The organism is Mycobacterium sp. TH-M11 (assembly GCF_057473725.1).
The window spans coordinates 1-15,333 of sequence record NZ_JBYCLD010000284.1 but is presented as its reverse complement, the minus strand read 5'-3'; the positions used below and the strand labels follow the sequence as shown (position 1 = coordinate 15,333).

The following is a 15,333-nucleotide window of genomic DNA, read 5'->3' as shown; positions in this document are numbered from 1 at the left end:
CCCGCAGCAGCCGGGTTACTGGTATCCACCACCTCCGTCCTGGGCGGCACCACCCCACCAGCACGCCGGCCAGCCCTACCCGCCGTATCCGCCGCCTGGTGCACCCGCGCCGGGCCAGGCTGCCGACCCGCCCAGTGGAGGCCCGGGTCCGTCCAACCCGTCGACACACGGCTGACACGAACGGAGACTGCCATGGCGCAGCCGAATTCCCACACCGCGACCATGTCCAAGCCGGTGTTCGACACGCCGCGCGCCGAGGCCGCGATCCGCGAATTGCTCTATGCCATTGGCGAAGACCCAGACCGGCACGGTCTGGTGGATACGCCGGCCCGAGTTGCCCGCAGTTTCCAGGAGATCTTCGCCGGTCTCTACACCGATCCGGATACTGTGCTGGACACCACCTTTGATGAGCAGCATGACGAGCTGGTCCTGATCAAAGAGATTCCGATGTACTCCACCTGCGAACATCACCTGGTGGCGTTCCACGGTGTGGCGCATGTCGGGTACATCCCCGGGCGCGACGGCCGGGTGACCGGGTTGTCGAAGATCGCCCGACTGGTCGACATGTACGCCAAGCGGCCGCAGGTACAGGAGCGTCTCACTGCCCAGATCGCTGATGCGCTGATGCGCAAACTCGATCCTCGCGGCGCCATCGTCGTGATCGAGGCCGAGCATCTCTGCATGTCCATGCGGGGAGTCCGTAAGCCGGGAACGGTCACCACGACGTCGGCAGTGCGCGGACAGTTCAAGTCCAACAGTGCATCTCGAGCCGAAGCGCTCGATCTGATCTTGCGCAAGTGAGCGTCACGCACGTCCAAGTCATGGGAGTGGTGAACGTCACCGCCGATTCATTCTCCGATGGTGGGCGCTACCTCGATGCCGATCGCGCGGTGCAGCAAGGGTTGGCGCTGGTCGCCGACGGAGCGACGATCATCGATGTCGGCGGCGAGTCGACGCGACCGGGCGCGCAGCGTATCGATCCGCGGATCGAGACGGCCCGCGTCGTGCCCGTCGTCAAAGAGCTTGCTGCCCAGGGAATTACCGTCAGTATCGACACTATGCACGCCGGCGTGGCCCGGGCGGCCCTGGAAAGCGGCGCTGCAATGGTGAACGACGTCTCCGGCGGTTGTGCCGACGAGAACATGGCGGCGCTGCTGACCGAGGCCGATGTGCCGTGGGTGCTGATGCATTGGCGCTCGGTGTCGGCCGAGAAGCCGCATCAGGTGCCGCCCTATCGCGACGTGGTTGCCGAAGTTCGCGCCGATTTGATGGCCTGCGTGGACAATGCCGTTGCCGCGGGGGTGAATCCAGCCAAGCTGGTCATCGATCCCGGCTTGGGCTTCGCGAAGTCCGCCCACGACAACTGGGCGTTGTTGCACGCATTGCCCGAATTGGTGGCGTGCGGGTTTCCGGTGCTGGTCGGCGCATCACGCAAACGGTTTCTGGGTGGCTTGCTGGCCGGTCCTGACGGCCAGGCTCGGCCACCGGACGGCCGCGAGACGGCAACCGCGGTGGTGTCGGCCCTAGCCGCGTTGCATGGTGCGTGGGGGATACGGGTACACGACGTCCGCGCGTCCGTCGATGCGGTGAAGGTCGTCGAGGCGTGGACACAGGCTGGGGTGGTGGGGTCGGTTGGCTGATCGTATCGAGTTGCGCGGCTTGAAAGTTCGCGGCAACCATGGTGTATTCGACTACGAGCGCGCCGATGGTCAGGAGTTTGTCGTCGATGTCACCGTCTGGATCGATCTGGTGGACGCGGCGGCCAGCGACGATCTGGCAGATACCTACGACTACGGCGTTCTTGCGGAGCGGGCGGCCGCCATCGTCGCGGGTGAGGCCCGTAATTTGATCGAAACGGTCGCCGGCGAGATCGCCGAAGACGTCATGAGAGACCATCGCGTGCATGCAGTGGAGGTGACAGTGCACAAGCCGCAAGCTCCCATTGCGCAGACCTTCGACGATGTCGCCGTGGTGGCGCGCCGATCTCGCCGCGGTGGACGAGGGCAGGTGGTTCCAGCGTGACTCGCGTCGTGTTGTCGATCGGATCCAACATCGGTGACCGGCTGGCCCGGTTGCAGTCTGTGCTCGACCGGCTCGGCGATGCGGTGCAAGCGGTGTCCCCGGTGTATGAGACGTCGGCTTGGGGCGGGGTCGAGCAGGGCCCGTTTCTCAACGCGGTGCTGATCGCCGAGGACGCGACGCTCGACGGACAGGGCTGGCTGCGCTGCGCACAGGAGATGGAGCTCGCCGCGGATCGAGTGCGCGGGCAGAGGTGGGGCCCCCGCACCCTCGACGTTGACCTGGTCTCATGCCATTTGACGTCGCTGGAGGGTGATAGCGAGCTGTTCTCCCTGGAAGACGGGTTGACTCTGCCGCACCCGCTGGCCCACCTGCGCGCTTTCGTGTTGATTCCTTGGCTGGCCGTCGACCCGAGCGCGACGCTGACAGTGGCGGGCGGACAGCAATCAGTCGCCAAGCTGATCGCCGAGCTGGATCCGACCGATCGTGCGGGCGTGCGGCACACCGAGCTTGTCCTAGAGCCGCGCACCGGCGCCTGATGGGCCTTACCCGCAAACGTGACCTGGCTGCCGCGGCGCTCGGCACCGCGGCCGCGAGCTATCCGCTGCTCACCGTGATTTACCGGTGGTTTCCGCCGATCACGGTGTGGACGGGTCTTTCGCTGATTGTGATCGCCGGTGTGGAGGCGATGTGGGGGCGGCATGTACGCGCCAAGATCGCCGACGGCGAGATCGGCGACGGGCCAGGCTGGTTGCACCCGCTGGCGGTTGCCCGCAGTCTGGTCATCGCCCAGGCGTCGGCCTGGGTGGGCGCGACGGCGACGGGCTGGTGGGTGGCGGTGCTGGTGTATTTGCTGCCGCGCCGGTCGTGGCTCAGGGTCGCCGCTGAGGACACCGCCGGCACGGCCGTGGCAGCCATTAGCGCGATGGCTCTGGTGGCTGCCGCACTGTGGTTGCAACATTGCTGCAAGTCGCCGGCGGACCCGACTGCGAATGGAGAGGGCGCCGAAAATTAGCTCGGCCCGGCGATCACCCGATTTTCACGATTAGTCCAGGTGAGAAACGCCGGAACGCGACGACACGCGGAGCGACTCAGGGCCGGTACAGTCGGGCCATGACCGATCTGTCCCGCGGCGCCCGGGTGCGGCGCGGCGGCCGCGGACCGGGTTGGGTGTTGCTGACGGTGTTGCTGGTTCTGGCCATCGGCGCCAGTTCCGCCCTCGTCTTCACCAACAAGGTAGAGCTTCTCAAGCTCGCGGTGATCCTCGCGCTGTGGGCAGCTGTCGTGGCTGCTTTCGTCTCGGTGATCTACCGTCGGCAAAGCGACATGGATCAAGCCCGGGCGCGGGACCTGAAGCTGGTTTACGACTTGCAGTTGGACCGGGAAATCTCGGCGCGCCGCGAGTACGAGCTCACCGTGGAATCTCAGCTACGTCGCGAGCTGGCCACCGAACTGCGCGCGCAAGCCAGCGACGAAGTCTCCGAGCTACGGGCCGAGCTTGCCGCGCTGCGCACCAACTTGGAGATCCTGTTCGACGCCGAGCTCAGTCACCGGCCCGCGCTGGAAGCTGAACGCCGGACCGTGCGCGGTTACAGCGAATGGGAGCGCGACAGCGAAAGTGCCCGCGAGCGCATCAACCGTGTGCAATCCGTCCGGGCCGAAGAGCCGTCTCGGCGGCCCGACGACTCGATCATCGACGTGCATGAGGAACCGCTGGTGCCCACCCAGCCGCGGCAACCCGGCACGGAGAGCTACCAGCCGGATTACGCGCCGCAGCCGGATTACGCGCCGCAGCGGCACGAGGCGTACCCGCCGCCGCGCCAGACCCGAGCGGGTGAAGCTCCCGAGCCGGATCGCGGTTCGCATCGGCGTTACAGCGACCAGGAAGCCCCGGCTGCGCGCCACGAGCCGGTGCTGGACGCCGGCTGGACTCCGCCGCAGGCACCCGCGCCACCCCCAAATCCGGTTGAACGTCTGCAAGAGGCCCGCAGCTGGGCTCCGCAGCGGCGAGCTGAACCTCCCACGACCGAAGCGCAGTTCGCGCCGCCGGCCCCGCCGCCGCAGCCTGAGCCGCTACAGCAGCCGCGGGTCACCTGGCCGCCGGCGGCTGAGGCGCCACGGCAGCCCGAGCAACCCGCAGGTTTGCAGCCGGCCGGCTCCGGGGGCCAGTGGCCGTCTGTGGGAACATCCGGCAGCAATAGGAACACCGGTCAGTCCCAGTTTCCGCCGCCGACGCCGTGGGCGTATGACAACGTGCCCTCCCGTGATCAGCCTGTCGCTCAGCCGCACCGCGAGCGGCGGGGGCGCCATTCCAGCGCCGACGCCGAACCGCTGCCGAGCAACAGCGAAGCGGGCGGCATCTGGGGTGAAGCGGGTCGTCGCGCAGAATCGCGCCATTCCGCCGATTACTCCGAGGCAGGCATCGCCGGTTCGGCACCGGCCCCGGCGATGTTCCCGCCGCCACCCCCTCCGCCGCCATCCCCGTCGCCGACCCCGGACGAGGCCCCGGCGATGTCGCCGCCGCCACCGGCCAGCGCCCGTCATCGCAGCACAGACCCGCTGTCGGAGGCCGAGGAACCGCAATCCGACGTTCAGTCGGTGGCGGATCTGCTGGCGCGGCTGCAAAGTGCCCCGTCCGAGGGCGGCGGTCGGCGCCGGCGCCGCGAGGACTGAGGCGAACACCACAGTATTTCGACCGGATTGTCGCGGTACAGTCGTGGCGGCCGTCCGGTACCCGCAGCGCGGGACTGGAACGAATCAAAAGGACTTGTGAGGGTCGTCTGCGATGGTGCAGTTCGACGGATTGCGTCCGGCTCGGCTCAAGGTGGGGATCATCTCCGCCGGCCGGGTGGGAACCGCGTTGGGTGTGGCGCTCGAACGCGTCGACCACGTCGTCGTGGCCTGCAGCGCGGTATCCCGCGCCTCCCGGCAGCGCGCCGAGCGCCGGCTGGCCGACACCCCGATAGCGTCGGTGCCTGACGTCGCCGGCAGCGCCGAATTGCTGCTGTTGGCCGTGCCGGACACCGAGTTGGCGGGCCTGGTCTCTGGTCTGGCCGCCACCTCCGCCGTACGGCCGGGCACCATCGTGGTGCACACCTCGGGCGTCAACGGCATCGATGTGCTGGCGCCGCTGCACGGTTGCACTCCGCTGGCCATCCATCCGGCGATGACGTTCACTGGTTCTGACGAGGACATCTCTCGCTTGCCGGACACCTGCTTCGGGATCACCGCCAACGACGAGGTTGGCTACGCGATCGCGCAATCACTGGTGCTCGAGATCGGCGGCGAACCGTTCCGCGTTGCCGAGCAGTCCCGCACGCTGTATCACGCAGCGTTGGCCCACGCCGGCAACCACCTCGTCACGGTGGTCACCGACGCGCTCGATGCGTTGCGAGCCGCGGTCTCAGGCACCGAACTACTCGGCCAGCAACTTGTCGACGATCAGCCCGGCGGTATCGCCGAGCGCATTCTCGGACCGCTGGCCCGTGCGGCCCTGGAGAACACCCTGCGCCGCGGGCAGGCGGCGCTGACCGGTCCGATCGCCCGTGGTGACGCCGGTGTGGTCGCCGGGCACCTGCATGCGCTGCGCAGCATCGATCCGCAACTGGCACAGGCATACCGGGCGAATGCGATCCGTACCGCCGAGAAGGTGCATGCCGCCGATGAGGTGCTCGAGGTGTTGGCCCGATGAGCGTTCAGCGGCCCCCGAAGTTCCACGCCGGCGAACTCAACGTCTACGTCAAACCCAGCGACGTGAGTGACGTCAGCCGGGCGCTGCGGCATACCGGCCGACGAGTGATGTTGGTGCCCACCATGGGTGCTCTGCACGACGGACACATCGCGCTGGTGCGAGCCGCCAAACGCGTACCCGGCTCGGTGGTCGTGGTCTCGATCTTTGTGAACCCACTGCAATTCGGCGAGAGCGAGGATCTCGACGCCTACCCGCGGGTCGTGGAGGCGGACCTGGATGTGCTGCGCGGTGAAGGGGTTGAAATCGCCTTCACCCCAGGCGCTTCGGCGATGTATCCGGACGGGCCGCGCACCACCGTCTACCCCGGTCCGCTCGGAGACCAGCTCGAGGGCGCTGCCCGGCCCACTCATTTCGCGGGCGTGCTGACCGTGGTCTGTAAGCTGATGCAGATCGTCTCGCCCGACCGGATCTTCTTCGGCGAGAAGGATTATCAGCAGCTGGTGCTCATTCGGCAGATGGTGGCCGATCTCAATATCGACATTCAAGTTGTCGGCGTGCCGATCGTGCGCGAGACCGACGGCTTGGCGATGTCGTCACGCAACCGCTACCTCGACGCGCCGCAGCGCGAGCTGGCCGGCCTGTTGTCGGCCGCGCTGTTGGCCGGCTCCCATGCCGCACCGGGCGGCGCGGGCGCTGCGCTGGAGGCGGCCCGCTCGGTGCTCGCCGAGGTGCCCGCCATTGACGTTGACTACCTCGAAGTGCGCGACGACGCGCTGGGGCCGGCTCCCGTGACCGGGCCTGGCCGCTTACTGGTCGCGGCCCGGCTGGGCAAGACCAGACTGCTCGACAACGTTGCCGTCGAAATCGGAACCACCGTAGGCGTCGACGGGCGAGTGCCCGCGGTGTCCGTCGAATCCCGCCCTGCGACGATGCGGGCCATGCAGCGGCCTGAGGAGAAGCGCGGCGATCAGACCCTCGAATCACATTGGAGGAATTGATGTTACGGACAATGCTCAAGTCGAAGATCCACCGGGCCACAGTCACGCAGGCTGACCTGCACTACGTCGGCTCGGTGACGATCGACGCCGACCTGATGGAGGCCGCCGACCTGCTTGAGGGCGAACAGGTGACCATTGTCGACATCGACAATGGGTCGCGGCTGGTCACCTATGCGATCACCGGGCAGCGCGGCAGCGGCGTGATCGGGATCAACGGCGCGGCAGCGCATCTCGTACATCCCGGTGACCTGGTGATCCTGATCGCTTACGCCCAGCTGGAGGACGCCGAGGCCCGCGCGTACCGACCCAGCATCGTTTTCGTCGACGCCGATAACAAAGTGGTCGACCTGGGCAACGACCCGGCGTTCGTGCCGGCTGATGCCGGCGAGCTGGTCTCGCCGCGATGAAGACCTAGTCGCCGTGCTGCTGGCCATCGACGTCCGTAACACCCACACCGTCATCGGATTGCTGTCGGGCGCCAAGGAGTACGCAAAGGTTGTGCACCAGTGGAGGATTCGGACCGAATCCGAGATCACCGCTGATGAGCTCGCGCTGACCATCGACGGGCTGATCGGTGACGACTCCGATCAGCTCACCGGCGCAGCTGCGCTGTCGACCGTACCGTCGGTACTGCACGAGGTCCGCCTGATGCTCGAACAGTATTGGCCGACCGTGCCGCATGTGCTGATTGAGCCCGGGGTTCGGACCGGCATTCCGCTGCTGGTCGATAACCCCAAAGAAGTCGGTGCTGATCGAATTGTCAATTGCCTCGCGGCTTTTCAGAAGTACAACTCAGCCGCCATCGTGATCGACTTCGGCTCGTCGATATGTGTCGACGTGGTGTCGGCCAAGGGTGAATTTCTGGGTGGCGCGATAGCGCCGGGTATCCAGGTTTCTTCCGATGCTGCCGCGGCCCGCTCGGCGGCGCTGCGGCGGGTCGAGCTGGCCCGGCCGCGTTCGGTGATCGGCAAGAACACCGTCGAATGCATGCAAGCCGGTGCGGTGTTCGGCTTCGCAGGTCTGGTGGACGGGCTGGTCGGCCGGATCCGCAACGACGTCGACGGTTTTTCCGCTGGGCCAGACAATCAGGTCACCGTTGTAGCTACGGGTCACACGGCGCCGCTGCTGCTGGCCGAGTTGCACTCGGTCGACCACTACGACCCGCACCTGACTCTGCACGGGCTGCGGCTGGTCTTCGAGCGCAACCGCGACAGCCAGCGCGGACGGCTCAAGACCGCACGCTGAGCGCCGCCGAACACCGGCAGCGCGTTCCTCCTTTAAGCTGGCACGTCGTGAGCGACGGCGATCAGGACCCTCAGGACCTCCCCGAGCAGTTCCGGATACGCCGGGACAAGCGTGAGCGGCTGGCGGCCGAGGGCCGCGATCCCTACCCGGTCAACGTCTCGCGAACCCACACCCTGGCGCAGGTTCGGGCCGCATATCCGGATCTGCCGGCCGATTCGACCACCGGCGACCTCGTCGGGGTGGCCGGGCGGGTGGTGTTCGCCCGTAACTCGGGCAAGCTGTGCTTTGCCAGCCTCCAGGAAGGCGACGGCACCCAACTGCAGGTCATGCTCAGCCTCGCGAGTGTCGGGCAGCAAGCTCTCGACCAATGGAAGGCCGACGTCGACATCGGCGACATCGTCGCGGTTCACGGTGAGGTGATCAGCTCGCGACGCGGTGAACTCTCCGTGCTCGGCGATAGCTGGCAGATGGCCTCCAAGGCGTTGCGTCCGCTGCCGGTGGCGCACAAAGAGATGAGTGAGGAGTCTCGGGTACGGCAGCGCTATGTCGACCTGATTGTGCGGCCGGAAGCACGAACGATCGCCCGCCAGCGAATTGCGGTCATCCGCGCATTACGTAACGCGCTCGAGCAGCGCGGCTTTTTGGAAGTCGAGACGCCGATGTTGCAGACGCTGGCTGGGGGCGCGGCGGCCCGTCCGTTCGTCACACACTCCAATGCGCTTGATATCGATCTCTACCTGCGGATCGCGCCAGAGCTGTTCCTGAAGCGCTGCGTCGTCGGTGGTTTCGACAAGGTCTTCGAACTAAATCGGGTGTTCCGAAACGAAGGCGCCGATTCCACACATTCGCCAGAATTTTCGATGTTGGAGACCTATCAAGCGTATGGAACGTATGAAGATTCTGCCGTCGTAACCCGCGAGCTTATTCAACAGGTGGCTGACGAGGCGATCGGTACGCGGCAACTCCCGCTGCCGGACGGCAGCGTCTATGACATCGATGGAGAATGGGCCTCGGTGGAAATGTATCCCTCGCTATCAGCGGCTCTTGGCGAAGAGATCACACCAAACACCGATGTCGATCGCTTGCTTGCAATCGCTGTGTCACTTGACGTCGAGGTTCCGGCTGACCGGGGGTACGGGCACGGCAAGCTGATCGAGGAACTTTGGGAACACACCGTCGGCTCGACGCTGACAGCGCCCACGTTCGTCAAGGATTTTCCGGTCGAGACAACGCCATTGACGCGTCAACACCGCAGCATTGCCGGGGTGACGGAGAAATGGGACCTTTATATCCGCGGATTCGAGCTGGCGACAGGATACTCAGAATTGATCGATCCGGTGGTGCAACGTGAGAGATTCGCTGCGCAAGCCCGGGCGGCGGCCGCCGGCGACGACGAGGCAATGATGCTTGACGAGGATTTCCTTGTTGCGCTGGAGCACGCGATGCCGCCCTGCACCGGAACCGGAATGGGGATCGACCGTCTGCTGATGGCCTTGACCGGGCTGTCAATTAGAGAGACGGTATTGTTTCCTATTGTGCGTCCGCATAGTAACTGAGCAGTTCTGTGGCGTTGTATTGAATTACTCGTCAGGATATGGCAGATTATCCGACGGAGGCGGTTCGAACACCTGTCGTGTATGGCAAGTGTCTGAGAAGAAAGCGTGAGGCTCAGCCAATGGCGAAGAAAGTGACCGTCACCCTTGTGGACGATTTCGACGGCGAAGGTGCTGCCGATGAAACCGTCGAATTCGGGCTCGACGGCGTGACCTACGAGATTGACCTTTCGGCCAAGAACGCGACGAAACTTCGTAACGACCTGCGGCAGTGGGTGGAAGCCTCTCGGCGGGTGGGAGGCCGTCGGCGCGGTCGCTCGAGCAACGGTCGGGGTCGCGGCGCCATCGATCGCGAGCAGAGCGCGGCAATCCGTGACTGGGCTCGGCGTAATGGACACAACGTGTCGACCCGCGGTCGTATCCCGGCCGAGGTCATCGACGCCTTTCACGCGGCGACCTGATCGGGGCGCGGTCGGGCGCTTTTTCGCTGTTGGCGAAGCGACCTTTACTCAACGCGGGAAACGATTCACTGGTTTCCCGCGTTGCTTCGTTGTAACTGCGTTGCAGCCGGGAACTCCCAAGTGGCTTGGCGACAGCAAGGTAGGAAGCCCGGCCGGTCGACCACTACAGTGGACGGCAGGTACGCGGTGTCGGCGCAGAAGCCGACAAAGACGAAGTACCGATGGTGAGGAAGAGCAGGTAACCGCCAATGTTCGAACGTTTTACCGACCGTGCCCGCAGAGTGGTCGTCCTGGCGCAAGAAGAGGCCCGGATGCTGAACCACAACTACATTGGCACCGAGCACATTCTGCTGGGCCTCATTCACGAGGGCGAAGGCGTAGCGGCCAAGTCGCTGGAATCGCTGGGTATCTCGCTCGAGGGTGTCCGCAGCCAGGTCGAGGAGATCATCGGCCAAGGCCAGCAGGCCCCGTCGGGGCACATCCCGTTCACGCCGCGCGCCAAGAAGGTCCTGGAGCTGAGCCTGCGTGAGGCGCTCCAACTCGGCCACAACTACATCGGCACCGAGCACATTCTGCTCGGGCTGATCCGTGAGGGCGAAGGCGTGGCGGCCCAGGTGCTGGTCAAGCTCGGCGCCGAGCTGACCCGGGTGCGCCAGCAGGTCATCCAGCTGCTCAGCGGCTACCAGGGCAAGGAGACCGCGGAAGCCGGCACCGGTGGCCGCGGCGGCGAGTCCGGTAGCCCGTCGACGTCGTTGGTTCTGGACCAGTTCGGCCGCAACCTGACGGCGGCGGCCATGGAGGGCAAGCTCGACCCGGTGATCGGCCGCGAGAAGGAAATCGAGCGGGTCATGCAGGTGCTGTCCCGGCGCACCAAGAACAACCCGGTGCTGATCGGTGAGCCCGGCGTAGGCAAGACCGCGGTGGTCGAAGGCCTCGCGCAGGCGATCGTGCACGGGGAGGTCCCCGAGACGCTGAAGGACAAGCAGCTCTACACCCTGGACCTGGGTTCGCTGGTGGCGGGCAGCCGTTACCGCGGTGACTTCGAGGAACGCCTGAAGAAGGTGCTCAAGGAGATCAACACCCGCGGCGACATCATTTTGTTCATCGACGAGCTGCACACGCTGGTCGGTGCCGGGGCGGCCGAGGGTGCCATCGACGCGGCGTCGATCCTCAAGCCGAAGCTGGCGCGCGGTGAGCTGCAGACCATCGGTGCGACGACGCTCGACGAGTACCGCAAGTACATCGAGAAAGACGCCGCCCTGGAGCGTCGGTTCCAGCCGGTGCAGGTCGGCGAGCCCACGGTGGAGCACACCATCGAGATCCTCAAGGGTCTGCGCGACCGCTACGAGGCGCACCACCGGGTGTCGATCACCGACGGCGCGGTGACCGCTGCCGCTACGCTGGCCGATCGCTATATCAACGACAGGTTCTTGCCGGACAAGGCCATCGACCTGATCGACGAGGCCGGTGCCCGGATGCGGATCCGCCGGATGACCGCCCCGCCAGACCTGCGCGAGTTCGATGAGAAGATCGCCGACGCGCGCCGGGAGAAGGAGTCCGCGATCGACGCCCAGGACTTCGAGAAGGCGGCCAGCCTGCGCGATCGGGAAAAGCAGTTGGTTGCCCAGCGCGCTGAGCGTGAAAAGCAGTGGCGCTCAGGCGATCTCGATGTTGTCGCCGAAGTCGATGAAAACGAGATTGCCGAGGTGCTCGGGAACTGGACCGGTATCCCGGTGTTCAAGCTGACCGAGGCCGAGACCACCCGGTTGCTGCGGATGGAGGACGAGCTGCACAAGCGGATCATCGGCCAGGAGGACGCGGTCAAGGCTGTTTCGAAGGCGATCCGTCGTACCCGCGCCGGGCTGAAGGATCCCAAGCGCCCGTCCGGCTCGTTCATCTTCGCCGGCCCCTCCGGTGTTGGTAAGACCGAGCTGTCCAAGGCGCTGGCCAACTTCCTGTTCGGCGACGACGACGCGCTCATCCAGATCGACATGGGTGAATTCCACGACCGATTCACCGCGTCGCGGTTGTTCGGTGCCCCGCCGGGATACGTCGGCTACGAAGAGGGCGGCCAGCTCACCGAAAAGGTGCGGCGCAAGCCGTTCTCGGTGGTGCTGTTCGACGAGATCGAGAAGGCGCACCAAGAGATCTACAACAGCCTGTTGCAGGTGCTCGAGGACGGTCGGCTCACCGACGGGCAGGGTCGCACGGTCGACTTCAAGAACACCGTGTTGATCTTCACCTCGAACCTGGGCACCTCCGACATCAGCAAGGCGGTCGGTCTCGGCTTCACCCAGGGCGGCGGCGAGAACAACTACGAGCGGATGAAGCAGAAGGTCAACGACGAGCTGAAGAAACACTTCCGCCCGGAGTTCCTCAACCGTATCGACGACATCATCGTCTTCCACCAGCTGACCAAGGAAGAGATCATCGAGATGGTCGATTTGATGATCGCGCGGGTGGGCAAGCAGCTCAAGGCCAAGGACATGTCCATGGAGCTCACCGACAAGGCCAAGGCGTTGCTGGCCAAGCGCGGCTTCGACCCGGTGCTGGGCGCTCGCCCGCTGCGCCGGACGATTCAGCGGGAGATCGAGGACCAGCTGTCCGAAAAGATCCTCTTCGACGAGGTCGGCCCGGGTCAGATTGTCACCGTCGACGTCGACAACTGGGACGGCGAAGGATCCGGCGAGGATGCGGTGTTCACCTTCCACGGAGTCCACAAGCCTGCCGAGCCGGATCTGGCGAGTTCCGCCGCGCATGCCGCCGTTGTCACCGGAACGACGACGACGCAGTAGTTCATGTCGAAAAGACCGGCCGGCGCGCAACGCGCTGACCGGTCTTTTCGGCTGTCTGCCCTGCTGGCGTCGAGTGTGCACTGACGGCTTCGAGTGTGCGCCAGGGGCGGCAGTTTCGCGATTTTCCCGCCCACGATGCACACTCGAAGCCCAGGATGCACACTCGATGCACGTGGCGCGCACGTGACCCGAAAACACCCGCATCAGGAGGTGGTTTCCTGACTTGTCACCAACCCGGATACGGTCAGGTTGTAGAGGATCTTTCGCGCCGGCTGCATAAAGGCCCAGTCGTAGGCCCGCCTGTCAGCGGTACTTGAGCAGCAAGGCGAACACCTGCTTGGCGACCTGCAGCATCCAGCCGGTAATCGCCGGTCCGTGGTCGCGCGGCCAGTTCAACTGGAAGCTCACTACCCACGGCTGACGGGCTTTGTCGACGGCGTACCAACTGAAGGTCAGATCACCCGGCAGGCCACCGGCTTTCGCGGCAATGTAGGGCCAGTCGTTGCGATCGAGGTTCACCCCGGTGGCGACGTCGAGGATCTTCTTGACCGGTTCGGCCGGGCCCACGGCGCCCGCCTGCAGCGCGACGTGCACCCGGCAGATGTCTTCGGCGGTGCCGTACCACTCCGCGCCGGACTGTGACGCCGGCACGTGTGCGCGGAACGGATCGGGTTGGTAAGTGCTTGCATCGGCGCGGTGAAGCATCTCGGCGCGGGCTTCGGGAGTGGCCTGCTTCCACTGCTCGCGAAGGTCTGGGCGGCCCCAGGCGACCGTGAACAGCTCGTACATCGTCGGGAACGGCGTCATCGCGGCCGGATCGTGATGGCCGGTGTTGACCAGAGCCCGGTCCACAGCCTGCGGCCCGACCTTCTCGATCAGCATGTCGGTCGCCATGTTGTCGCTGGTCGCAATCATTTTCTCAGCCGCGGTGCGCACCGAGATCTGTTCTCCCACAGGAAGATCCATGCTCGAACCGACAGCTTTGCCCTTCTCGGTGACCGTCAACTGATCTTCCCAGGACACTGTTCCGGCCTTGATCGCATCGGAGACGGCCTCGAGCACGTACAGCTTGAAGATCGAGGCCAACGGCAATGACAGGTCGGTATTGGTGCCGGCCACCCGATCGCACCGGCCGTCAACGACTTTGGTGGCCTGCCACGAATAGCGGGCCTCGGTTTTGCGCAGCACCGCGTCGACGTCGCTCCACGACGAGATCTTCGGCGGCAAAGTGGTGAGGTCGAACCCGTCCACCATGGAGTCGTCATCGGTGTGTATCCGAATCTCCTGCTGCGCGCCGTAAGACGTGGTCAGCTCCAGGGTTGCCGCACCTGCTTTGATGTCGACTCCGTGCAGCGTGAACGGCCGGTCCCACCACAGCTTCTCCATCATGGACTGGATCTGGCCGGCGATCTTGGGGGCCGCCATGGTGCCGACCCCGACCGGGCCGATCGGCCAGTCAGAGTTCAGCATGTCCAGCGTCTGTTGCGCGCGCAGTCCAGCCGGTGTGCGCATGTCGATGTTGCGGCCGACGCCGGTCGCGTTCGCCGATGGTGGTCGCGGCGGAGCGCAACCCGGGGTTGAAGCGGCGACGAGCGCGATGGCGGCCAGCAGTGCCGCGATCCGGCGCCGACGGGGCTTACTGGCCAGATCCGGCAACGTCTAACACAACCTCGAATTCCAGCAGTGACGCACCGGTGGCTACGGGGTTGGCCCGCTGGCCGGCGTGAGCCTCGATCGCGGGACCGGTCGCCCACGCCTGAAAGGCTTCTTCGGATTCCCACTGTGTCACCACGAAGTACCGGTCTTCGCCCTTGACGGGGCGGAGCAGCTGAAAGCCCAGGAAACCCGGCGAGTTCTCGACTGCGTGCGCGCGGTGGGCGAACCGTTTCTCCAGCTCGGGACCTGCCTCGGCGGGTACCTCGATTGCGTTGATCTTCACCACTGGCATTGCGCAAGGTTACCGTGCCGCCCACGGCCGGGGTAAAGCGCGCAAAGATGGACGAATGGCCGCTGATCTGCTGACCCATCGTGGTGGGCACGGTCAGCCGGTGGTGCTGGTGCACGGCCTGATGGGCCGTGGCAGCACCTGGTCGCGGCAACTGTCGTGGCTGACTCGGCTCGGCACCGTCTACACCTACGACGCACCCTGGCACCGAGGCCGCGACGTCGACGATCCGTATCCGATAAGCACCGAACGTTTCGTGGCGGACCTCGCTGACGCGTTAGCTGTGCTGGGCACCGCGGTACGGCTGATCGGGCACTCGATGGGCGGTCTGCACTCCTGGTGTCTGGCCGCCGAGCGGCCGGAACTTGTCTCCGCGCTGGTGGTCGAGGACATGGCGCCGGATTTCCGCGGCCGCACGACCGGTCCGTGGGAACCGTGGCTGCATAGCTTGCCTGTCGAATTTGATTCGGCGCAAAAGGTATTCGCGGAGTTTGGTGAGATCGCCGGCCGGTACTTCCTGGAAGCCTTCGACCGAACCGAAACTGGCTGGCGGCTGCACGGGCACACGACGCGATGGATTGAGATCGCCGCCGAGTGGGGAACCCGCGATTACTGGGCGCAATGGC

The 15,333-nt window shown here is 65.5% G+C and carries 16 protein-coding genes; 14 read left to right on the top strand and 2 right to left on the bottom strand.

Features of this window, described 5'->3' with window-relative positions; genetic code table 11:
- Positions 1-192 precede the first annotated feature (192 nt).
- The 13 genes from folE (at position 193) to clpC1 (ending at position 12,762) form a co-directional block, all read left to right on the top strand.
- A complete protein-coding gene (gene folE, locus AC2VOG_RS11800; RefSeq protein ID WP_486940080.1) occupies positions 193-801 on the top strand; it encodes a GTP cyclohydrolase I FolE in 609 nt (202 codons plus the stop codon).
- Entirely contained in the window at positions 798-1,640 is an 843-nt protein-coding gene (gene folP / locus AC2VOG_RS11795) for a dihydropteroate synthase (RefSeq protein ID WP_486940079.1), read from the top strand. The genes folE and folP overlap by 4 nt, the downstream gene beginning before the upstream one ends.
- The gene (gene folB / locus AC2VOG_RS11790) at positions 1,633-2,022 is read left to right on the top strand and encodes a dihydroneopterin aldolase (RefSeq protein ID WP_486940078.1); all 390 of its coding nucleotides are present in this window, start codon (positions 1,633-1,635) and stop codon (positions 2,020-2,022) included. Before folP ends, folB begins: the two co-directional genes overlap by 8 nt.
- Entirely contained in the window at positions 2,019-2,558 is a 540-nt protein-coding gene (gene folK, locus AC2VOG_RS11785) for a 2-amino-4-hydroxy-6-hydroxymethyldihydropteridine diphosphokinase (protein WP_486940077.1), read from the top strand. Before folB ends, folK begins: the two co-directional genes overlap by 4 nt.
- Entirely contained in the window at positions 2,558-3,034 is a 477-nt protein-coding gene (locus AC2VOG_RS11780; protein WP_486940076.1) for a DUF3180 domain-containing protein, read from the top strand. The genes folK and AC2VOG_RS11780 overlap by 1 nt, the downstream gene beginning before the upstream one ends.
- A gap of 98 nt (positions 3,035-3,132) precedes the next feature.
- Positions 3,133-4,692, top strand: a complete 1,560-nt coding sequence (locus tag AC2VOG_RS11775) for a DUF6779 domain-containing protein (protein WP_486940075.1) — start codon at positions 3,133-3,135, stop codon at positions 4,690-4,692.
- A gap of 112 nt (positions 4,693-4,804) precedes the next feature.
- Complete coding sequence (locus AC2VOG_RS11770) at positions 4,805-5,710, top strand: Rossmann-like and DUF2520 domain-containing protein (RefSeq protein WP_486940074.1); 906 nt, start codon at positions 4,805-4,807, stop codon at positions 5,708-5,710.
- Complete coding sequence (gene panC, locus AC2VOG_RS11765) at positions 5,707-6,708, top strand: pantoate--beta-alanine ligase (protein WP_486940073.1); 1,002 nt, start codon at positions 5,707-5,709, stop codon at positions 6,706-6,708. Before AC2VOG_RS11770 ends, panC begins: the two co-directional genes overlap by 4 nt.
- Positions 6,708-7,115: an aspartate 1-decarboxylase gene (gene panD, locus AC2VOG_RS11760; protein ID WP_486940072.1), complete on the top strand. Its 408-nt coding sequence runs from the start codon at positions 6,708-6,710 to the stop codon at positions 7,113-7,115. Before panC ends, panD begins: the two co-directional genes overlap by 1 nt.
- A 13-nt stretch (positions 7,116-7,128) precedes the next feature.
- Positions 7,129-7,953, top strand: a complete 825-nt coding sequence (locus tag AC2VOG_RS11755; RefSeq protein WP_486940081.1) for a type III pantothenate kinase — start codon at positions 7,129-7,131, stop codon at positions 7,951-7,953.
- A 47-nt stretch (positions 7,954-8,000) separates the two neighbouring features.
- Complete coding sequence (gene lysS, locus AC2VOG_RS11750) at positions 8,001-9,509, top strand: lysine--tRNA ligase (RefSeq protein ID WP_486940071.1); 1,509 nt, start codon at positions 8,001-8,003, stop codon at positions 9,507-9,509.
- A gap of 119 nt (positions 9,510-9,628) precedes the next feature.
- Positions 9,629-9,967: a histone-like nucleoid-structuring protein Lsr2 gene (gene lsr2, locus AC2VOG_RS11745; protein ID WP_486940070.1), complete on the top strand. Its 339-nt coding sequence runs from the start codon at positions 9,629-9,631 to the stop codon at positions 9,965-9,967.
- Positions 9,968-10,215: 248 nt separating this feature from the next.
- Positions 10,216-12,762, top strand: a complete 2,547-nt coding sequence (gene clpC1, locus AC2VOG_RS11740; RefSeq protein ID WP_486940069.1) for an ATP-dependent protease ATP-binding subunit ClpC — start codon at positions 10,216-10,218, stop codon at positions 12,760-12,762.
- A 303-nt stretch (positions 12,763-13,065) separates the two neighbouring features.
- On the opposite strand, the gene AC2VOG_RS11735 is transcribed toward clpC1, so the two are convergent.
- Both AC2VOG_RS11735 and mhuD read right to left on the bottom strand, forming a co-directional pair.
- Positions 13,066-14,418 carry a serine hydrolase gene (locus tag AC2VOG_RS11735; protein ID WP_486940068.1) on the bottom strand — a complete coding sequence of 451 codons (1,353 nt, stop codon included), beginning with the start codon at positions 14,416-14,418 and terminating at the stop codon, positions 13,066-13,068.
- The gene (gene mhuD / locus AC2VOG_RS11730; RefSeq protein ID WP_486940067.1) at positions 14,399-14,710 is read right to left on the bottom strand and encodes a mycobilin-forming heme oxygenase MhuD; all 312 of its coding nucleotides are present in this window, start codon (positions 14,708-14,710) and stop codon (positions 14,399-14,401) included. Before mhuD ends, AC2VOG_RS11735 begins: the two co-directional genes overlap by 20 nt.
- Positions 14,711-14,765: 55 nt before the next feature.
- On the opposite strand from mhuD, the gene AC2VOG_RS11725 reads away from it, so the two are divergent.
- Positions 14,766-15,333, top strand: a 568-nt coding sequence (locus tag AC2VOG_RS11725) for an alpha/beta fold hydrolase (protein ID WP_486940066.1), incomplete at its 3' end; no start/stop codon positions are given.